Here is a 21,735-nt window from a genome sequence, read left to right as displayed (position 1 = left end):
CTTATACATCCTTGTTAACTAAATAATCTGAGCCGGTTTTAGAGGGACTAAATAACGTCAGGGCCCGGTATTGCCGGGCGGATATTTCCAACTGAGCAGTCAGGCCGGTGATGTCATTTCGCTGTAAGCGCGATAGCAGATGCCACAAACGATACAAGCCACCACAGGAACCTAATTCACCACAGGCATAAGCCGGAAATACCAATTCGCTATCTACATCAACGCCGCCATGCAGCGAGGCATACTGCAGCAACCAGCGGCTGCTCTGCTGTTCATCACCACAATCTGGCAGATACAACTGGCTCAGCGGCTGTGTTACCTGAGTGGCCAGTTGCAAAAATAAATTACCAATAGCATGGTCTTGCTCAGGCATCGCTCCCGGGCTGGCATCAGCGGCATGAAACAGCATGCTGTTGCCATTACTGTCAGCAGCAATACACAGTGCTATAGCACCTTCTGACAGCACAACAGCAGATGAGTCCAAAGCCGCATAACGATCTAACACGCTATCGTGCGCCAACGAATCGACCGCCACTAACCACACCTGCGCCGATACCTTGCCGCCGGCTGCGGACGGAACTTGCGTTTGTGCGCTGTGTTGCTGACATTGTTCAAAGTGTTGCGCAGCGGCATTTAATGCCATTAATGCGCCGGCGCTGCCGTATGGGAATACCCGGCAGCCCGGCGACATCAGCAGTGTCGGCAGGCGCTGCATCAACAATTGTAAAAAGGCATTCAGACTACTGTCATCTGCTCCGGCTTGTTCGGGCAGGATCAGATAAACCTGTTGCTGTTCGACAGCCCCACTTTGCTGCAACAGTTGCTCAAGCAACCACACTAAACGCTCTGCCAACGGCTGTCCGCCAGCAGGCGGTGCGACAAAAGCCGTAGCAAGCTGCTTGCCCTGCCAGGGCAATGTTTGCGGCGTCAGGCCGAGCAACTCCAAGGTCTGGGCGTCCGCACTGCTTGTTGCGGCGCCCAGCACCATCACACTGTCCTGCAGACTGATCGCCACCTTCGTCATAGTTTTACCTGCAATGCATCAGCCGCTAATAAGGGCTGTTGTGTGGCGTTTATTTTACGTAAACAGCTTGCCAGTTGACGTTGCTGCAGATTGCCACTACGCCATACGGTAGCAAGCTGTAAATCACTTATTACTGCGCCGCACAGTTGCCGTGCGCCACTACGATTGATATGAAAATTCTGCAAAGCAACCGGTTCGGCCAGACAGGCATCGCTATCCGCAGTGCCCAGTAGCAGTGCCAGCGCGTCAGCCGCTGCCTGGTGTAATTCTGGCTGTTGTGCCAGTTCGGCTAACAGCGGCGCAAACTTAAGCTGACCGCTGTAGGCCATTGCAGCCAGTGCAGCTATCTGATCAGTCTGCGCCAGATAATTAATAAGTTTTGCCTGGCTGGCATCATCAACTGCCGCCAGCAGCAACATCAAACCAAATGGATGCGGCTTGACACTTTCAATCAATTGCTCTGGCGAATACGGCGCAATATCAGCAAGATAGTCAGGTATGCTTAATTGCAGTACCAACTGCTTTACTATGCTTTGGCTGTCATCTGATGGCTGATAGTGCTGCAGTTTTTGATGTGCAGCAGCAGGTTTGGCCAACACCAGATACCATAAAGCGGCCGGCGTTAACGGCGCATTGTCAGCAAAGGGGTCAACTGACAGCTGTAAGTATGCTGCCAGCGTCCAAAGCAAAGCGTTATCGGCATTTTGCGTCTGTTGTTGTAGCAGCTTTTGCCAATGCGGCAGTATGGTGTTAAACAGCTGCGGCTTTATCTGATGTAGTAGCAGCCAGCTCTGTTCAGGCAGGCATAGATGACTGAGTGCATTAACGGCTAATAGATCGGTGTTGTTGTCAGCCAGCAACCACTGCAACCACAAAGGTTGCACGGCGGCTATAGTGCATTGCTGTTGTAACCAGTTAATGGCAGTTAACAGCTGCTGATCATGTTCGCGTAACTGTTTTAGCGTGCAGTACCGATTATCAGGTAACTGAGCACGCTGGTTAAGTAATAACTCAACCTGCGCCAGCATAGCGTCATAACGCGACATCGGCTAACCACCAATAAACACTGTGGGTACACCAACCACAATTTTTCCGCCGTGTGCGGTGTCATCCCCAAGCCGGGCGGCTTTTTTACCGTTGATAAACACGGTGGCAGAACCACCGCTAATGGTATCGGGCGGACCGATACAAACCAATTTATCCCCGTTCCGGGCGGCCGGAATGCCACAAATAGTCACATTGGGCGAGCCTTGCACCACTGGCCCGCCGACATGCGGTTTTGGTCCCGGGTCTACTTTGGGGCAAACATGCATACAACCTATTACTGCCGCGGGCTTGGCCATCTGTATCTGTCCTGTGTTACACGGCCATCAGTTGATACTGACTTTGCTGCCTTTAATGGTAATATTTACGCCTTTAATATCGATAGAGCCGTCACTTTTCATCGAGATAGAGGCGGCACCGGTTTTAATGGTGATAGCGTCGCCAGCATCAATAACCAGCTTCTTACCCACTTTAAGCGTATCGCTGCCATCTATGGTATTTTTGCGGTCTTTATTCACGGTTTCAGTATCATTACCTTTAACCGTCGTGGTTCGGTCATTGCCAACCATGTCGGTTTGGTTGTGCTCTACCTGCAGCTCAAAATCTTTTTCGCCGTGCAGATAAAACAGCTCCTCACCTTTTTTATCTTCAAAACGTATTTCATTGAAATTGGCAGCGCCCCCCTCTTTGGTCGACCGGCTCTTAATGCCACTTTGCGTTTTGTCGGTCGGCAAAGCATAGGGCGGCATATGATCCGAGTTATACACGGCACCGATAATAATTGGCTGATCCGGATCGCCATTTAAAAACTCGACCAATACTTCCTGGTCGCGGCGCGGGAAGAAAAATGCGCCCCAATTTTTACCGGCCCAGGTCTGGCTAACCCGTATAGCACAAGAGCTTTCATTATCTTTAATGTCAGAGCGGTCCCAGTGAAACTTCACCGTCACCCGGCCAAGCTCATCGACCGATATTTCTTCGCCACCTTTGCAGGTAACGGTTGCAGTTTGTACGCCCTGAATAATGGGTTTAATTGCACTAAGATGAGGCCGGTAAGCAACCTCTTTTGGTACACAATAAAAGCTATTCGTAATTTGCTGCGAGGCAGATTTTTTCGCCCCACTCTGGCTGGTGATTTCCGCTGTTAACAGCAGATCTGTCAGTACATACTGCTTACCGGCTTCGGCTGCATCGTCATGCTCGGTCAGGGTAAAAGTTTTACCAACAGTAAAACTACGACAGTTACTGGCGCCTTTACGTCTGGCGATATCACGCTGCAAGGCTTCCAGCCGCAGATCAGCAATGGCTTTAGCGCGCGGGTGAAATTCCGAGCCAGCCTCATAGTTAAACACTTCGTAATCTGCATGGCCAGGTACCAGTTGACCTTTGCTTGCGGTACCCGTTGGCAGGGCTGTCGGCTTTTTTAAATCAAAATGACGCTGCACAAACTTGCCCGGTGCCATCACCAGTGCTTTGTGCCAGGCGTGAATATGTGGTTCTGATAAACTGCCACTAAAAAACTTCACCTTAGCATCAGCACCAGGTTCATAGGCGGCGGCCTTATCAGCCAAAATCAGTGTGTGGCTGCTTTGGCTGTGCTCAAAATAGTAGAAAATTCCTTCTTGCTGTAACAGTCTGCAGACAAAGTTAAAGTCGCTTTCTTGATACTGCACTTTAAAATCGTAGTCAGGATAACTGGCTTTAATTTTTGCCGCGACATCAATTTTAACGCCATGCTCACCGGCTATCAGCTCAACAATTTTCAGCACATTTTTCGCACGAAAAATACGGCTATTTACCCGGTGCTGCATGTACCAGGCTGTGGGCACTAATTCGAGGGCATAATCACGGTATTCACCACCTGCGGCTTCTTTAGACACCCGCTCGCCCATGGCAACAATGTCAGCTACCACTGCATGTATATAGCGCTGCTTTTTCTTCCCTAGCTCCAGCGTAATAGTCACTTCTTTACCAATCAAATCATCCTGTTTAATGCTTTGGCCATTGCTGAATACTTCGGCTTTAATATTAAACAGCTGTGACATTGCTTCATGAAACACAAAGCGCGTCAGAATTAACGCATCCTTGCCCAGCGGAGTGCTAATGCTGATGCTATTTTCGTCCTGGGTTGCCTGTTGCATCCATTCGCCTCAACGATTACTGAAAGATAAATTGATGGGTAAAAAAGTGATGGACTGGTGTGAAACACACACCAGTCCTGGTTCAGCTTACAGCTTAGAACCTTTAACACCGCTGTAACCGTATACCAACGGAGCAGTAACGTTATTTTTGTCATCAGTAGGTGTTACAGTCATCATCAGCTCGGTGTAGCTGATAACGATAGTTTCAATCGGACGATCACCAGAAACAGACATCTGGTAGCTGCTGATCATCGCATCAGTCAGTTCAATCTTCATGATCTCTTCCACTTTGTCACCTTGTTTGGTGATGTGGAATACTGCTTTCTGACCTTTACCAATGGTTGCTTCTTTGAACAGATCCGGAGACGCTTTGTCCTGCAACTTAGTAATAACGATGTCATTCAGACGGGTTGCACTGGCTTCACGGTCCATTGCTGTACCGGTGTAAGACGACAGCTCACGCTGAGTACCCCAGTCCATAGACAAAACAGTGATCATGTCTTTGAACTCTTCAGCAGTAGTTTCGCCTTTAATTGCGCCATATTGCAGGTAGGTATTTGCTTGCATGCTATGCTCCTTTTGCATATTTAAACAGTGCCCGAAACCGGACATCAATGTTGCCTAAGTGTGGATTCACTTCGGACAAATTGTTAAAAACCACTATTAAACCCATTAGAATGCAACATTTAAAAAATGCCAAACATTCAAATAAATCACATAACATCCAACTGGTTTTTAAACTTCACAAATTATATCGCCAAATTCAATATTGACAACACTTAATTAACCACTTTACTCGCTATTTATTAACTTTTAGTTTTGTCAATCAATAACGCAACTATCGTTTTGTTAATTTAGCTGGTAGCTAAACTGCGCATCTTCTAGCGTTAATTGCAGCGCTGTGATCGGCTGACTGTCAGCTACACGCTGTAAAATACGCACCGACAACTCAGGTAACAGCTGGTTTTGTAAAATATTATGGATAGTACGGGCACCTGAGCCGGCATCCTGGCACTGACTAACAATATGTTGAATGACCTGGTCGTCATAGCTGAAACTGGCGCGATAATGTTGCGCTAAGCGCTTTTCAATACGTTTAAGCTGCAAACTACTAATCATCGCCAGCTTGTCTGCATCCAACGGCAGATAAGGGATCAAGTTAAGCCGGCCTAAAAACGCCGGCTTAAACACTTTTAACAAGTCGTCTTTCAGCGCTTTAGCCAGCCCTTCTGTGCTGGGCGCGGTGTCAGGATCTTCAAACAACCGCATGGTAGTGTCGGTACCGACATTCGACGTCATGATAATGATGGTATTCTTGAAGTCGATGTCACGACCTTCACCATCTTTGATGGTGCCTTTATCAAACACCTGATAGAAAATATCCTGGACACCGGGATGCGCTTTTTCCATTTCATCCAGCAGGATCACGCTGTAGGGTTTACGACGCACAGCTTCTGTCAGCACGCCACCTTCACCATAGCCAACATAGCCCGGGGGCGAGCCCAATAGCAGCGACACCTTGTGCTCTTCTTTAAACTCAGACATGTTGATAATGGTCAGTTGCTCTTCGCTGCCATACACCTGCTCTGCCAGCGCCAAAGCGGTTTCTGTCTTACCAACACCACTGGGGCCAGTTAACAGGAAGATACCATTGGGTTTGTTTTCATCTGCCAGCTGCGCTCTTGAGGTTTGAACTATCCGCGCCATTAACGAAAGCGCATGGTCCTGACCTACTACCCGTTGGCGCAGCACCTGATCCAGCTGCAATACCGTATTGATTTCATCAGCCTGCATTTTACCCAGTGGGATCCCGGTCCAGTCTGATACCACTTCAGCAATCAGCTCTTCGGTGACCTGCCAGTGCACCATTGGCTCAGAGATGGCAGCAAACTGCGCTTTAATTTCCAGCAAGCGTTGTAACAGCGGTGAGTCAGCATCATGCTGCTCAGTATTTAATTGCTCAGACAACTGCCGCGCTTCTGCCACCAGGGCATTTTGCTGCTGCCATTGCTGTTGCAGGCTCTCGGCCTGCTTTTCGCAATCTTGCAGAGTTTGTTGCAAGCCGATCAGTGCATCCTGATGATCCACTCCAAGACGTTGCTCACGTTCAAGCACTGCTATTTGCTGGCGCAGCTGAGTCAGCTGTCGCTGCGCATCTTCGACCTGGCCAGGCAAGGCATCCTGGCTCATCGCAACACGCGCACAGGCGGTGTCGAGCAAACCAACAGCTTTGTCGGGTAACTGGCGGCCATTAATATAACGATGTGATAATTGTACCGCCGCCTGCAGCGCCTGCTCAGTTATCAGCACACCGTGATGTTGCTCCATCACAGGTAATAAACCGCGCATCATAATGGCCGCTAACTCTGGCGTTGGTTCTTCTACTTTTACCACCTGAAAACGCCGCGCAAGTGCAGCATCTTTTTCAAAGTATTTTTTATACTCGGCCCAGGTGGTCGCGGCTATAGTGCGCAGCTCACCACGTGCCAGCGCCGGTTTTAACAAATTTGCTGCGTCATTTTGGCCAGCAGCACCACCACTGCCTATCATGGTGTGAGCTTCGTCAATAAACAGTATTACCGGCACTACCGAGCTGTTTACTTCTTTGATGACGTTTTTCAGCCGGTTTTCAAATTCGCCTTTCATGCCGGCACCCGCCTGCAGCAAAGCTAAATCCAGCGAGCGCAGGCTAATGTTTTTCAGTTTGTCGGGTACCTCGCCGCTGGCAATTTTCAGTGCCAGCCCCTCGACAACTGCGGTTTTACCTACGCCGGCTTCACCGGTTAAAATAGGATTGTTTTGCCGGCGCCGGGTTAAAATATCAATCATCTGCCGGATCTCGTAATCCCGGCCCACTATAGGGTCAATTTTACCGGCCCGGGCTTGCGCCGTAAGATCGGTAGTAAACTGATCCAACGCCGGTGTTTTACCTGTGGACAGCGTCTTGGCTGAACCAGTGCTTTCCGCGCCCGTTTGCTCGGCACTTTTTGCCGCCAATTGCGGCCAGGCCCGCAGCAATTCAGCACAATCGATGGCATCCAGTGCTGGTATGCGCCGGCTTATCAACGCCGCCATGCTGTCATCTTTTAACAAACTGTATAACAAATAAGCGCTGCGGATTTGTTGATCAGCAAAATCAATAGTGGTGTTAAGCCAACTGGTACGCAGTAAATTAATCAACTGTACCGAGATAGTCGGCAATGCATTATTACCGGTTTTCATTTGCTCCAGTGTCTGTTGCAATTGCTGCCGGACCAAATCCGGCGATACATCAAAGCTACGCAGCACCAAGCTGACATCGCCGTCATTCTGCTCTAACATCGCATCCAGCCAGTGTTCAATCTCCACCGTATAATGCGAACGTGACTGGCAACGCGCTGTGGCCATTTCCAAAGATTGTCTGCTGGCAGGGGTGAGTTTTTCGACCAGACTTTTTAATGTGGTAGTAGACATAATTGCTTCCTGTGCAAAATTAACGCTGTCTCAGCTGATAGCTAAGATGGCACTGTTGATGTTGCTGACTGCTGCGCACCGCCAGCTTACCGCTTTGGCCAAGTCGGGTTTGGCGGCCAGACAAGCTTGCGGTGGGAAAATCCTGTTGTTGGCCGGTCAGCGTCAACCTTACCTGCACGGCAGCAGGTAAAAAATCGGCCAACACGGTTTGTAGCAGGCTGTATTGATAACTACCCGGTAACAGCTGTTCTGCTTCGCCGGGCTTTACTGCAAGTTGCAGCTCGATTGCGGAACTGACGTCCCACACCCGGCTGCCCAGCATTGCGCTTTGCCCCAGCCTGACATGCTGGCCCTGCAGTGCGGTACGCTGCGCCAGAGCACTTTGTTCATTGCGCTGCAGCGATAACCAGCGGCCCTGCAACGGGATAATCTCAACCTGAGTGTGCAGTAAGTCTGCTAACAGTTGCTTAAGTTGCTGGGCACTGCGCTGCTGAGCACTAAAAGCGCCGGCATAATACAGACCCAATGTTTGCCTGGCTCCGCTTAAGCGGCTCAATACCAGGCTAAAACTGTCCTGGTCATCAGAGTGCATTTCGTACTGACAGGCGAAACGGTATTTTTCCCAGGCCCGGTAATACAACGACACCAGGCGGTGATTAAATAAATCAAAGAAATCACGCATGGTTTTGTCGCGCTGCTTTAGCCGTTGCAACACCATTTCGCTATAATGCTGTGGCATCACGCCGCTGGGGCCGGTCAGGCCAATAAAACTAATGTGCATATCAACGGCTGTACCGCTGTGTTCGCCACCTTTGTCTGTGCTTACGCCATTATTACGCGGTACCACCTTAGTAACCGGCTGGCCGGGAAAACCCAGATGCTGCACCGCTTTAAAGCGCACTAACTCCTGGGCCGGGAAGCCATCGCGCCCGACGCCATACCACCGTTTTTGCGCACTGCTGAACTGGCGTTCAACAGAGTACACCGCCTGATAAAAATCAAAGGCGGAAGGTTGTTGTTTTAACTCGTCCAGTGTCATAACAACACCTTAGTGCCGCAGCGCGCCGGCCACTGATGGTACAGCTGTTCATGTTCACGCAATTTTATTGCCAGACGGGTATAGCTGTTCAGGCTGGCAAACTGGGCAAAAAACACATCCAGTACACTGGCAAAAAAATAGATGCCGCTACCGGCATAAGAGGGTTGGGTAAATTCAAGCTGGATCTCACTACCACTGCACACTGCTATCCGGCCCTGCTGATTAACCCTGGCCGTGCCCGGGCGGATAGCCAGGCCACAAATGCCGTCAATTAGCGCTTTTGATTCCGGCGTGCAGCGAAAATCGTACAGCTGCAACGTTTCTTTTAACCGTGCTAACGCATCGCTACCGCTAAAGTGATTCAGGGTTAAATGGCTTACCAGCTGCCAGCGGCTGGCTTCCTGCAGCGCAGGCCGTACACTGGCCGTTGGCGCCATCAGACAACGAACTTGCTTGATCACGTCGGCGTGCTTGCGAATTAAAAATTGCGGCTCGCCGCCGCCGAAAGGTAAATACGTCGGTAAGTTGCGATTGCTGCACAATGCCTGAATTTGGATCACCCAGTCCTTGTTATGTTCGGTTGCTGTAACGCCTTTAAACTTGCGATCTATTACTGATAAATACACCTCTGTACCGGCTTCAGAATAACCGCCTGCCCAGTCCGCAAACTCACGCCGGCTGTGCCAAAACATATCCTGCTGCTGCAAATAATCCGGATGTCCCTGGCTATAGTAGGGGTTTAACGTAACTTCATTACCAAAGGCGTCAAACGCCTGCACCTGCTCTATGCGGATAACTTCACAAACATCAGCATCCATATAACGCGGAACCAGACGATACTCGTACTGCGAGCTGTCCAGATTTACCGGTTCCAGTTTTTCGCTAAACAAGTTAATAATTGGCGTGCAGCCCAGCAACAAGCTGTCAGCAGTAATATGCCGTTCCAATTCCGCAGCGCCTTCGCTTAAGTAAAAATACAGTTCAAAGGCACTACCTATCCCTGGCCAGGCCGGGTCCAGACCGTTGAGCTCAATAAACAAAAATTTTTCCGGACACAAAAATTGCTCAATCAGCAAACGATAACCGGAGAAGCTACGCTGTGAGTAAGGTACAACCTGCTGCTCATCGGCAAAACCCACTGCTGCTAAGTTGGCTGCACTGATAAAACGCATGGCCTCGGGGTTACCGGTGGGCGCGATGCCAATGGTTAATGTTTTGCTCAGCAGCAGCTCGTACAACCGGTAAACATGGTGGCGCTGACCATTTAAATAAAAGCGCAAGCTCGACAAATCCAGCTCATGCAGGCCGGTATTATCAAACTCACAGGCCAGTTTAAGCTTTAGTAAGGCCTTGGCACTTTGCTGCACGGGCGGTTTAGGGGCATGAAAAGGCGCATTATTAAACTCAGCAGACGCGACTTCCAGCGGATAAACGTTGGTATCGTAACAAGCCTGAAAGGTACAAGGCTTTAAGCCCTCAGTGCGGCTTTCAAACTCAGTGCCGCGTTTAACCACTATGCCTGAATTAGACAGATTTTGGCTGGTAAGCTTAACCACTGATACCGACGGCACCGGTGCCTGATAATCCGGGTACAATTGCCCGAGTAAGGCATCGGTCAATTCCGGGAAACTATCATCCAGCTTTTGCCGCACTTGTGCCGTTAACAACGCAAAGCCTTCTATCAGGCGCGATACGTGCGGATCTTCGACGTTTTCTTCACTTATCCGCAGCCGGCCGGCAATTTTGGGATATTGCTCAGCAAACTCAGCGCCCATACGACGGATAAACGTCAGCTCACGATTGTAATACTTCAGTAATTCATCATTCATGTCTGATAGTCTCTGATGGTCAGCCCAAGATGCACCGGTTCAACTTCTGAATCGAACATAATGTGTTCAGGTTCAGGATCGGCATATAACAGCGCCTGAATGCGCAGCCTTAACACCCGCTCCATGTCATGCTCCTGCTCAGGCACCGAAACCTCAACATCAACAAAACGCGGTTCAAAGCGACGGATAGCCTGCTCTACTGCACGGCACAACTTCAGCCTGCCTTCATCAGAGTCAACCACCATGACTGAGAAATCCGGCAAACCGTAATTAAGCAGGCTTTGCGGCAGCTCGCTGTAGTTGTCCGGCCAGGTATGCCACTGCACCCGGCTGTTAAGCAGGTTTTCCAAATCGCGGCGCACACTCTGGCGCAACGCTTTCAAGTCAAAACCGCGCCTGCTGCGCCCGCTGTCCAGCTGGCCAGGATTGTCATCAATCAGCCGGTCCAGCAACGATTGCTGTAGCGCTTGTTTCTGTTGAATTTTCACCAGCGGTTAGCCGTCTTGCTGTCAGACACTGGCGGCCAGCTCAGCCGTCGATAACTGTTGCAGCTCAGCAAAACTAATTGCCTCATCACCACATAGCAGCATCTTCAGCCCCTGGCCGGTAACCAGCTGAGGTTGCAGCTCCTGCCATTGTGTATCCCGGCCCATACGTTCGGTCATCCGCACACTGCCCTGATAGGTCATCGGTACAAAGACTTCCCCGGCCGGGCCGTCTTTAATAATGATTTCTGCCCGCCGCCATACTGTATCCAGCAAAGACTGCGGTTTTTTCAGTTGCAGGCTGTCAACTTCGCTGAACTTAGCTAAATAATATTTACCGTCGGTACCAAACAGCTCGAGGTAACCTCCCAGGCTGTCGTCCAAATCACGTAGTTCATTTACAGCTGTACCATTTACCTGCATCTGGCTGCGTGGCCGCTGTTGTTCCAGTTGTTCTGCAGCAAGCGCCGCTTGTGACAGATCCTGCTCTTTCAGTGCTAAACGCAGTGCCAGCATGGCTTCGAACATTGCATCTGGCTCACCAAACAACGTTGCCGTCATGCCACCTTCAGCGAAGTCCTGTCTGGCTACAGCCGCTCGGATCAATTGGCGTAAGTTAACCGCGCCAACCAGAAAATCAGGATTCTGGCGTACCAATATATCCAGTTGCTGATCAGCTTTTTCCAACACGCCCTGCAAGCAGAGTAATTCAATATAGCTGGCACGGACGTCGGCATTAGCCGGATCATCGCGCAATAACGCTACAGCGCATTCTGTCGCGGCAGCCAGTTCACCCTGACGGATTAATTCCTGTAATTGTTTCACGTTTACCTCATGCTGTAGCAGCTTGTTTGGGGGACAGTTCAGCAACCAGTTTTACCGTTGTAATCATTTGATCTAACTGGAAATGCGGTTGCAGCTGAATAGTAGAAAAATAACGCCCGGGCTCACCGCGTTTCTCGCGCACGGTAATACGGGCTTCACGCAGCGGATGGCGTGCCCTCACATCAGTTGATGCGTCGGTAGAGGCGGTAGTGTAATTATGCAACCAGCGCTGTAGCTCTTGCTCACAATGTTCTGCCGAGTGGTAGCCGCCCACTTTATCGCGGCCAATCACCTTAATGTAATGAGCAAAACGCGCCACACAGAGAATGTATTGCAGCATCGCCGACAGACGGGCATTGACTGTCGACAGTTTATGCTCATAGCTCTGCGGCAGTTGCACAGAAGCATTATTATAAAAAGCAAAATAATCACTGTATGGCACTACCGACAACGGAATAAAGCCATTATCAGAAAGCTCAGATTCAAAGCGGTGCCCGACTAACAGATTTACTGAGGGCTTATTACTGTTTTGATACTTTTCTGTTTCGTAACGGCTTACCGGTAAGTCACTAACCAGGCCAAAATTATGCTGACCGGATTTCATACCACGGATTTGGGCAAACCAACCGGATTCGCTGTACGCCCTAACCAGCACAGCAGCAAAAGCGAAAGCGGCATTGCCCCATAAATAGTCTTGCTCCGGTTGGGCCAGCGCTTCTTTAAACACAAAGCTTTCCGCGCGCGAGCCGTCATCTTTATAAGGGCTGCGCATTAACACCTGTGGCAGCACTACGCCTAAAAAACGCGCATCTTCCATCGCCCGCAATGCGCGCCATTTTATGTATTCCGGTTGTTTAAACTGACTGCCTATATCTGACACCAAGCCCAGTTCAGAAAAGTGATCTACACCAAACAACGATGGATGTGCGGCACAAATAAAGGGCGCAAAGGCAGCAGCCGCTGTGCGCGCCACTTCTTTTAGCGTGTCGAGATCATTACTTAATTGCCCGGGACGAATTTTATGGCTTATCTGATAATCACCAATCAGCACACCAAAAGGTTCGCCTCCTGGCATATCAAATTCGTTATCGTAAATAAGTTTGAAGAAATCACTCTGATCAAAATCTATCGCGCGATTAATATCTTTACTCAGTTCTGGCCAGGACAGCGACAGCAGCTTAATTTTAATTTTTTGCTCACGGTCGTGACGCTCTGTCTGCTCTGTCAGGTACAGCAAACCACGCCAGCTGGCTTCCAGTTGCTGTAACGTGGCATGGTGAATAATGCCGTTTAACTGCAGATTAATCAGCCGGTCAATATCAGCAATAGCGCGACATAACAAGGCGCTAAGCTGATTGCTGCTCGTTAGCTGCACGCAAGCGACATGCTGCATCCAATACAGCACTGCAGACAGCGGATCTTGTTCACGCAAAAAGCGGTCAAGTACGCCACTGCGCTCCAGTCTTTTATAAGCCGGTTGGTTAAAACTGCTATGCTCTTGTGCTGACGATGCGGTATTAAAGGCATCGGCAGCAACAAACCTGACGGCGTCTACCATGACATTTGCATCCGTTTAACTCTTCAAGATACCCGCGCCCACCAGCCAGACGGGGATGACATCTGGCCGGTAGCGCAAGGTATTAACCACCCATTTCCGGGATCTTTGCTACCAGGCGTAACGAGGTAGACAGCTCTTCCAACTGTAACCAGGGTCTTAACCAGGCTACGGCATTGTAAGAACCCGGACGGCCCGGGATTTCACGTACCTGCACCTTGGCATCAGCCAGCGGGTAACGGGCACGTACTTCCTGGCCACTACCTTCAGAAGCATTGACGTAGTTCAGGATCCAGCGGTTTAACCATACTTCAACATCTTCGGCTTCCATAAAGCTGCCGATTTTGTCGCGTGCCAGTACTTTCAGGTAATGCGCAAAGCGTGATGTCGCCATTAAGTACGGCAGACGAGCCGAAATAGCGGCGTTTGCTGTCGCTTCCGGTGAGTCATACTTTTTCGGTTTTTGTGCAGTTTGCGCACCAAAAAACACCGCGTAATCGGTATTTTTATAGTGGCACAACGGTAAAAAGCCCATTTTGCCTAATTCAGCTTCACGCCGGTCGGTAATGCCAATTTCAGTCGGGCATTTCAGATCCGGATCACCATCGTCACTCATAAAGATATGACTTGGCAGGCCTTCGACTTTGCCGCCGCCTTCAGCACCGCGGATAGCAGTACAAAAACCATACTGGGCAAAAGCATGGGTCAGTTTGGTTCCCATAACATAGGCCGCATTCATCCAGCAGTAATCAGCGTGATTAGTAGTCTTTGCTACGCCTTTAACCGGATCTAAGTCAAATTCTTCAAACCCAAATTCTTCAATAGGCGCTGTGGCACTACCGTAAGGTAAACGTGCTAATACCCGCGGCATTGTCAGGGTAACAAAGCGTGAATCATCGCTGTCGCGGAATGAACGCCATTTGGTGTATTCGAGTGATTCGAAGATTTTTTCCAAATCGCGCGGTTTAGACAGTTCAGTCCAGTCGTCAAAACCAAATAGTGCCGGTGCCGACGCAGAAATAAACGGACAAAAGCCTGCTGCTGCCACGTTGGACATATACGTCAGGGTTTCAATGTCTTCCGGATGGTTTGTAAACTCATAGTCACCAATGATGGCGCCATAAGGCTCGCCGCCCGGGGTACCAAATTCAGACTCATACACCTTTTTAAAGGTCTGGCTTTGGTCAAACTCCACCGCTTTGCTTAAATCCTTATACAGCTCTTTTTTACTGACACTGATCATACGGATTTTAAGTGAGGCACTGGTTTCTGAATTCAACACCAGATGATTAAGACCGCGCCAGCTACCTTCCAGCTTTTGAAACGCCGGGGCGTGCATAATGGCCGATAATTGGTCAGAAATCAGTTTATCTAACCGGCTTATTGCCTCATTAAAGGTAACGGTGAGGTTTTTATTCCAGCTGACTGTGCCGCTTAGCGCTTCTTCGGTCAGGGTGCGCAATAACTCCTCAGCACGCGAGGCATCGGTTTGTTTGGTAGCACCAATCGCTTGCTCCAGCAACGAGCTGGCAGATTCGGTGGCATTATCATGCTGTTCCAATAACGCTTCAGTGCTCATGTTACTTATCCTCGATGCTCAGATCCTGCGCCAGCTGCTGCAGATCCTGGTTGTTGTTCAACACGCGCTCCAAAATGTTTTCCAGCTCTTCAGAGCGGTCAATTTTAGTCATCAGATCACGCAGTTTATTGCGGGTTGCCATTAGCTTATCCAGCGGCTCAACCTGCTTTACAATGGCGGCAGGTTCAAAGTCCTGCATCGACTTAAATTGCAAATCGACATTAAACTCACTGCCATCAGCGGCCAGTTTATTGTCTACTTTGAAGCTTAATTTCGGGTTCATCCGTTTTAACACTTCATCAAAATTGTCGCGGTCGATTTGTACAAAACGCCGGTCTTTCAGCGGTTTTAGTGCCTCTGTGTTTTGGCCAGCAAAATCGCCCATTACGCCTACGACAAAAGGCAGTTCTTTTTTAACCGCAGCTCCCTCTGTCTCAACGTCATAGGTAATATGCACACGGGGCTTACGCACCCGGGATAATTTACTGTGAATACTTTCCATTGACTTTCTCCTGTTACTCAGCTGTCATTTGTTGTAGTGGCAACCGCTGGCCACTATTTATTTTGCGGGATCCCCGCCAGCCGGAAGTACTGGTTACGGCTGTTATTGTCATCAATAAGTTCTTGTAAAAGCTCAGGAAGTGTTAAACCACTCCAGTGCACTACCTGTTCTAAGGCGTAGGAAATTGGCGAATGTGGCTCAGTTTTACGAAAAAATTCTGCCGCCTGTTTCAGGCTATGTAACACCTGCTCCCGACTCTGCACCTGCTGTGCTACAGGATCGGCGCTAACCGTTGCACTGCCGTCTGCATTCAGTTCAATCGACGCGGCTGCAACTTCAGTCTGGGCCAGCTTATCTGCAGCGAGGTAAAGCACCGCATCCAGACATTTTTGTAAGGCTTTACTAATAGCGCTGGTTGGCTGAGGCTCACCGTCCATAGCGGTATCCATCGCCTGAGACAACAAAGCAAATTCGGCTATCGCCAGTTCAATTTGTTGCTTTAAGTTCAGGTAAAATGCCGCAGATGTTTCGTTAACAGCATCTTTAATTTGCTCCAGACTGGCGATACCGGCATCGGCCTTTTGCTTTTGCCGTTTTTCGTCTTTACGTGAAATGTCTGCAGCGCGCTGATATTGCCAACAAGCAAATTGACCGTGCGATGTTGCGTCAGTCAGCGGGATGCTTAATATGGGTGTAATCAGTGCGCCATCGCCCTCATAGCCGTTTAAGCCAATTAGCGGCGCCACGCGGATTTCCATGCCGTCTTCATCTGGCAATGGGTAAAGACTTGGCCAGAAATTTTCTATTAACAAGCGGGTTGTTTTAAAGCCAGCCGTCAGGCCGACAAAACCGTCTGTTCTGCACCAGGCTTCTATTAACCAGGCGGCATATTCCAGATCTTTAACATCATGGGACAGCAGCGCAGGTATGGTTTCAGCCAAGGGCCGCCACTCTGAAATCAGCGCCTGAAAATCTTCGTCTTCAGCCAGCATAGCGCGCTCATTGGCGCGGGCCTGGCCACGGATATCTTTAAGTTGGTAATACTGTGATGTTGGTGAAATATCTATGCGCGGATCTGTGCCTGCGGGCGAAGCATCACTCACATTTTCTGTTAACACTGTAAAATCTATTAACTCACTGTATTCCATCACAACAACCAAAATGAGACGTTATTCAGCAAGCAATGTTACTTTATTGTTTTAGTTATGACAACAATTAACTATTTATTTCTATTTTCTAAGATTAAGCGGTATTGTTTTATCTTTTTCGCTAACCTCTGCGGATGCATTTTCAACTCTAACTAACACGGAAGTAACGTTATCACGCGCCCCGGCTACCAGACAGGAATGCAGCAGTGCGCGGTTGGCTTCTGCCAGATTAGTGTGTGTCAGGTACTGACTGATCTCAGCATCACTAAGTTCTTTATTCAGGCCATCACTGCACAATAAAAACAAATCACCACTTTGCCAAACGCCACTTACAACATCGACGGTAACCTCATTGTCTACGCCGACAGCACGGGTGATCACATTAGCCAATTCATGTGTTTCAGCCTCGTCACTACTTAACAGCCCCTCATCAACCATGTCATTGACCTGACTGTGGTCGCGGGTTAGCTGCCGCAAAACACCGTTGCGCAAAATGTAGCCCCGGCTATCTCCAGCCCACATAAAGTGGTAATGCCATTTATCAATCAGCAGTACCACCACGGTAGAGCCAGCAGTATTACCGGACAAATGCTGTTCGCTGTAGCGATACAGTTCGGCGTTGGCCTGCTGCAGTGCATTAGTGAGCAATTGCACCGAAGGCTCTGCAGCCCTTTGCACGGCCATGCGCAGCGTGTCTACTACCAACTGGCTGGCAATATCACCGGCGGCATGGCCGCCCATGCCATCGGCCACCAACCATACGCCACTGTCAGCCATGTCCAGGCAGGCATCTTCATTGAGTTTGCGTACCAGGCCTTTGTGGCTTTGAGCGTCAGAAATCAATTGCTTGTTCATCAGGCCGCTCCTGCGGTTTGAATATCAGCTTTAGCCCAGCCCCAACGCTGCCAGTCTCCGCTTAGCATAGCGGCATACTGGCTTACCTGCGGCAAACCGCTACTGATCAAGGTGCAGGCAGGTACCAGCTCAGAGCCCTCTGTCCACCATAAACAATAGCGGCCAAACAATTGCCGGTAACTATGATGCAGTAAGCTATTGCTATCCGGTAACATCTCAGTGCTAAGCAACCAGGCTGGCCGGCTTTGGCTGCCAGCAAGCTCGGAAGCGGTAACCTGTAAGGCGGCAGGCCATTGCCAATCGACGCTGCTCAGCTGCGTCAACCAGGCGTCAAAAACAAAGTCATCGTCTAAAGTGTGCAGAATTTGTTGCTGCATCACGTCACTCCATTGCGGACTTTGCCTGGCATGCACCGGCGTTGTACTTAAACTGCGGGCCAGTGTGAAAGGAAAATGCCGGCCTACCTGATCAACGCTGGGCATCAGGCAACCTATCATTGCCTCTTTACCGCAAACACCGGCACTGAGGGCAAAATGCCAAACCGGGCTGGTAAGGTAAATATCCAGCCAGCTTTGACCAAGCTGTTCGCGACTTACCGCTAATACTGCTTGTAGCCATTCATTCCAGCTATCGACAAAATCCACGGCTAAACCGTTAGCTAAAAAATCGCCGCGGCTTGGGATCTTGCCGCATAATCCTACTTCCATTACAGACTGGCTGGACAATTGAACCTCTCTAGCGCATTACTCCAAAACGGGTTATCAACAGTGTCGGGAATAAGCTCGACCCGGGCATGATTGCCCTGCACCGCCAAATGCAGAATTTTGTCCGTCCGGGTTTGTGGTCGCGCCTCAGTTAACCCATCAAGAAAACGGAACCAGGACCATTCGCCATCCTGGCTGGTATTAGACGGTAAGCCGGAATTAGCCGGGGTAAACACTAATCTGGTGGTCAGCTTATTGCGGTCACCCGGCCAGAAAAACTGCCGCGAGCGCGTCGGACCATGCCGGTACGACAACTCCTGGCCATCAAGCTCCAGCAACACGTGAGTAATATGCCGATCCAAATAAACCGGCCGTAAACTAAAGCCAACTTTTAGTTTCTGGCTGCCCTCTTCAAAAAACGCCGAGCGGATCTGACGGGCGGCCTGAAATGTGGCCAGGATGCTATGATCTAAACCTATGTCCTGCTTAAAACTCCAATTGGCGCGGCTGGTGTTAACAAAGGGCTGCAGATAATCTTTAAAGAAGCTGTCTAAAGTACCGCCATAGCCAAAGAACCGTTCAAAGTCGCGTAATTTAATATCGTCTTTACTGCGCCGGTTTAGCGGATAACGGCCGGCAATGGCTTTGCGATACTCTGCCAGTACAGTACCCTGCCAGGCTTCATTGATATGCTGACGGCTGCCTTTGGCAAACAGTTTAGTGGTATCAGCCGACACATCGCCCAGCCAGTTTGCAAAAGGTGCCGGGATCTCACTTTGCAGCCGGCGCAGTGCGACACCCAGCTCTTTACCACCCTCGCCATTTAACTGGTTAGCGTAAGCCTGGCGCGCCATACCACCCGGTGCATAGAGCCGTTCCAGATATTCATAGTACAAGCGGCTGGTTTGGCTGATCTGTTCAAGCTGCGCGTCACTGATATTCAGGATCTCGGTAAAGGCCTGCTCGACCGCCTTACCGGGTAATTGCTGCTGCAATGCCGACATATCATCAGGCAATAACCGGTCTAAGCGGCTTTTTTGGCTGGAAAACTGTGTTTGAGCTACTTTACCGGCCACATCAGCGGCCATGTCCAGCTCTGCCGACTCTGGTAAACTGGTCAATCGCACATTTTGCTGTACCGCGCGAATGATACTCTGGATCGGTTGCTCAGGGCCGGATAAAACACGGGTCACAAAAATGCCCTGCTCGACGTCATCTACCGGGCTTATTGCAATGTCATCCAGCAATTGCTGCCACTGATAGGCATAATCGCGCAGGTATTTTTCGCTTACCTGCTCAGACAGACCAGAGTCTCCATTGTCAGTATCACCTTCGGCCATATCGCCGTATACCCAGCTGTCCTCCATCAGGCTGCGGATAATGCGGCGCTTTTCCACATTAAACAGGCCATGAAAACCTTTGTAGGTATACAGACCTGCAATACCTTGCTGCAGCGGAAGGCCGGATTTTCGTTGTACAATTTTCACGCTATCGGTGCCCAACACGTCCAGCAGCCGAAAATCAGGGATATGACTTTTGCTCAGTTCAGTACGGATCCGCTGATAGGCCCGCTCTGCCAGTGGCACCGTTAACAACAGCTCACGTGCTGCGACCACTTCATCCGGCTGATATACCGCACCTTTGATGCCACTTTGCAATAAGGCCTGTAAATGGTTCTGCAGCGACAATCGCAGCGGCAGACTGACATCGCCGCTATAACGCCGTTCGGTATAGAGTGCAAACCAGTTGGTCACCTGAGCCGCATCAAACCGTTCAGGTTGAAATAGCATCAGATAGGTTTTAAGTGTTTCGTATAAATAATCACGATGTGCCGCATTTAGCTGCATTTCTTCGGTCAGACTTTGCAACAAATACGGTACAAAACTATGATACAAACCATGCTGATAAGCCGTTTTGGCCGCCTGACCCAATTTATCGCCCTGATACAAACCTAAGTTTTTCGGGCCGTCCGTTGGTAAAACTCCGGCAAAACCCGCAGGCAGATCACGCAATAAATTAAGCCGCTGATTGAGCGCCACCACATCATCGCTGGCCGTATTGTTTTCAGCTAAAGTCTGGTACTGGGTTATTGCCACGCTGACTTCATCTACCAGGGCAGTATTCCAGTTGTAACTCCCAGCCCATAACAGCACCAGGGCCAGCGCAGAACAGGCGGTTGCCGCCATAACGCCACGGCGGATTAACCGATGGCGATGCTTATGTTGCAAATTAACTGATGCCAGTTCTCGCTCGGGGATGACAATTTCTTCAAAGAAACGTTTAATAAAATAGCCTTTACCCTCGCCGGTTTGCCGGCGTAGTGGCGGTTCAGCCAGGCCAAAATTACTGCCAAGTTGTGACATAACCCGATCAATAGGTACGCCTTCTTGTGTGGCGCTGGCAATATAAACACCGCGCAGCATGGTGGCTTTTTCAAACGGATTAGCGGCAAAAATTTCTTTTAAAAAATCATCAGCGGCACTTTGTAATAACCGCAACTGACGCGGAAATTCGTATATAGCTGCACGGTTTTCCTGATCATGCTCAAATTGTAAGCGCGAGTATAAGCGCTGGGTAAGCCGGTTAATAATGGCATGAAACTCTTTGTTAAACTGGGCAACGGCGCCCTTTTCACTGTCTTCATGCGCTGCATCAAAGGTCATGCCCCACACCTGTTCCCGCTCTTCTTCGCTGAGGTTATCGAAGAACTCGGTGAAACCGGCAATCAAATCCGCTTTGGTAAACATCACATAAACCGGAAACGTCATGCCCAGCTGGTTTTGCAATTCCTGCACCCGTTGCTTAATTGCCCGGGCATGCAGATTTCGTTCGGTTTTAGTCTGATTTAATAAGTCGGCCAGGCTAACAAAGACGATCACACCATTAATTGGCCGCCGTGGCCGGTTTTTTCTCAGCAAACCCAAAAAACCCTGCCAGGCAGTAGAATCTTGCGCTGCGTGGCTGTCCTGCGTGGTGTAGCGACCGGCAGTATCAATCAATACCGCCTGATTGGTAAACCACCAATCGCAGTGGCGGGTACCACCGACACCGGCAATCGCGTCAGTGCCCATATGTTCTTTTAGCGGGAAATCCAGGCCGGAATTATGCAGTGCTGTAGTTTTACCTGAGCCTGGCGGCCCGATTAGCATATACCAGGGTAATTGATAAATATCACGGGCCTTGCCAAAGCGGGCATGTTTTAAAATATCCAGTGCTTTTTGCATACGCTCCCGCAGCACTTCGATATCACGCTTTGCCAGCTCGTCCTGCTGCTGGTGCTCATCACCATGCAGTAAGGTGTTTACGGCCTCACGGTTAGAGCGGGTTTCCTGCAGGCCTTTAATATAATGCACAGCGCCCCAGATCAGCGTGATAACCAATAAGGTTGCCAGGCGCGCACTGCTACTGACCAACGGCTCATAACCGGCTATCGCCAGCAAAGGGCCACCGAACCAGATCAACAATGCCAGGGCCAGCAAGCCTAAAACGGTAATAAAGACACTGGATTTAACTAGCCGCAGTATGGTTTGCAGCATGGCTTTTAATTTCATA

The 21,735-nt window shown here is 49.8% G+C and carries 17 protein-coding genes; all 17 read right to left on the bottom strand.

Annotation, left to right across the window (positions count from 1 at the left end):
- Nucleotide 1 precedes the first annotated feature (1 nt).
- Nucleotides 2–1,024 carry a hypothetical protein gene (locus MN202_RS10560; protein ID WP_335736085.1) on the bottom strand — a complete coding sequence of 341 codons (1,023 nt, stop codon included), beginning with the start codon at nucleotides 1,022–1,024 and terminating at the stop codon, nucleotides 2–4.
- Nucleotides 1,021–2,070, bottom strand: a complete 1,050-nt coding sequence (locus MN202_RS10555; RefSeq protein WP_335736084.1) for a hypothetical protein — start codon at nucleotides 2,068–2,070, stop codon at nucleotides 1,021–1,023. The genes MN202_RS10560 and MN202_RS10555 overlap by 4 nt, the downstream gene beginning before the upstream one ends.
- Before the next feature lie 3 nt (nucleotides 2,071–2,073).
- The gene (locus MN202_RS10550) at nucleotides 2,074–2,367 is read right to left on the bottom strand and encodes a PAAR domain-containing protein (protein ID WP_335736083.1); all 294 of its coding nucleotides are present in this window, start codon (nucleotides 2,365–2,367) and stop codon (nucleotides 2,074–2,076) included.
- A 27-nt stretch (nucleotides 2,368–2,394) separates the two neighbouring features.
- A complete protein-coding gene (tssI, locus tag MN202_RS10545) occupies nucleotides 2,395–4,209 on the bottom strand; it encodes a type VI secretion system tip protein TssI/VgrG (protein ID WP_335736082.1) in 1,815 nt (604 codons plus the stop codon).
- An 87-nt stretch (nucleotides 4,210–4,296) separates the two neighbouring features.
- Nucleotides 4,297–4,776, bottom strand: a complete 480-nt coding sequence (locus MN202_RS10540) for an Hcp family type VI secretion system effector (protein ID WP_335736081.1) — start codon at nucleotides 4,774–4,776, stop codon at nucleotides 4,297–4,299.
- 282 nt (nucleotides 4,777–5,058) lie between these two features.
- The gene (gene tssH, locus MN202_RS10535) at nucleotides 5,059–7,662 is read right to left on the bottom strand and encodes a type VI secretion system ATPase TssH (protein WP_335736080.1); all 2,604 of its coding nucleotides are present in this window, start codon (nucleotides 7,660–7,662) and stop codon (nucleotides 5,059–5,061) included.
- A gap of 19 nt (nucleotides 7,663–7,681) precedes the next feature.
- Nucleotides 7,682–8,701, bottom strand: coding sequence for a type VI secretion system baseplate subunit TssG (gene tssG / locus MN202_RS10530; RefSeq protein ID WP_335736079.1), 1,020 nt, complete (start codon nucleotides 8,699–8,701; stop codon nucleotides 7,682–7,684).
- Nucleotides 8,698–10,530 (bottom strand): type VI secretion system baseplate subunit TssF, encoded by a 1,833-nt coding sequence (gene tssF / locus MN202_RS10525; protein ID WP_335736078.1) that lies wholly within the window; start codon nucleotides 10,528–10,530, stop codon nucleotides 8,698–8,700. The genes tssG and tssF overlap by 4 nt, the downstream gene beginning before the upstream one ends.
- Nucleotides 10,527–11,018: a type VI secretion system baseplate subunit TssE gene (gene tssE / locus MN202_RS10520; RefSeq protein ID WP_335736077.1), complete on the bottom strand. Its 492-nt coding sequence runs from the start codon at nucleotides 11,016–11,018 to the stop codon at nucleotides 10,527–10,529. The genes tssF and tssE overlap by 4 nt, the downstream gene beginning before the upstream one ends.
- 21 nt (nucleotides 11,019–11,039) lie before the next feature.
- Complete coding sequence (locus MN202_RS10515; protein WP_335736076.1) at nucleotides 11,040–11,840, bottom strand: type VI secretion system accessory protein TagJ; 801 nt, start codon at nucleotides 11,838–11,840, stop codon at nucleotides 11,040–11,042.
- A gap of 7 nt (nucleotides 11,841–11,847) precedes the next feature.
- A complete protein-coding gene (gene tssC, locus MN202_RS10510; RefSeq protein WP_335736075.1) occupies nucleotides 11,848–13,398 on the bottom strand; it encodes a type VI secretion system contractile sheath large subunit in 1,551 nt (516 codons plus the stop codon).
- An 82-nt stretch (nucleotides 13,399–13,480) separates the two neighbouring features.
- Nucleotides 13,481–14,974, bottom strand: a complete 1,494-nt coding sequence (gene tssC, locus MN202_RS10505) for a type VI secretion system contractile sheath large subunit (protein ID WP_335736074.1) — start codon at nucleotides 14,972–14,974, stop codon at nucleotides 13,481–13,483.
- 1 nt (nucleotide 14,975) lies between these two features.
- Entirely contained in the window at nucleotides 14,976–15,476 is a 501-nt protein-coding gene (gene tssB / locus MN202_RS10500) for a type VI secretion system contractile sheath small subunit (RefSeq protein ID WP_335736073.1), read from the bottom strand.
- A gap of 53 nt (nucleotides 15,477–15,529) precedes the next feature.
- On the bottom strand, nucleotides 15,530–16,594 hold the full coding sequence (gene tssA, locus MN202_RS10495; RefSeq protein ID WP_335736072.1) for a type VI secretion system protein TssA: 1,065 nt from the start codon (nucleotides 16,592–16,594) through the stop codon (nucleotides 15,530–15,532).
- A 111-nt stretch (nucleotides 16,595–16,705) separates the two neighbouring features.
- A complete protein-coding gene (locus tag MN202_RS10490) occupies nucleotides 16,706–17,479 on the bottom strand; it encodes a PP2C family protein-serine/threonine phosphatase (protein WP_335736071.1) in 774 nt (257 codons plus the stop codon).
- Nucleotides 17,479–18,204, bottom strand: coding sequence for a type VI secretion system-associated protein TagF (gene tagF, locus MN202_RS10485; RefSeq protein ID WP_335736070.1), 726 nt, complete (start codon nucleotides 18,202–18,204; stop codon nucleotides 17,479–17,481). The genes MN202_RS10490 and tagF overlap by 1 nt, the downstream gene beginning before the upstream one ends.
- On the bottom strand, nucleotides 18,186–21,734 hold the full coding sequence (gene tssM / locus MN202_RS10480) for a type VI secretion system membrane subunit TssM (RefSeq protein WP_335736069.1): 3,549 nt from the start codon (nucleotides 21,732–21,734) through the stop codon (nucleotides 18,186–18,188). Before tssM ends, tagF begins: the two co-directional genes overlap by 19 nt.
- Nucleotide 21,735: the final 1 nt, after the last annotated feature.

Origin of the sequence: Rheinheimera muenzenbergensis (assembly GCF_036984005.1) — a bacterium.
In the GTDB taxonomy this organism is placed as follows: domain Bacteria; phylum Pseudomonadota; class Gammaproteobacteria; order Enterobacterales; family Alteromonadaceae; genus Alishewanella; species Alishewanella muenzenbergensis.
Note: the sequence above shows the minus strand (reverse complement) of the source record. Positions and strands in the feature narration are given on the sequence as shown.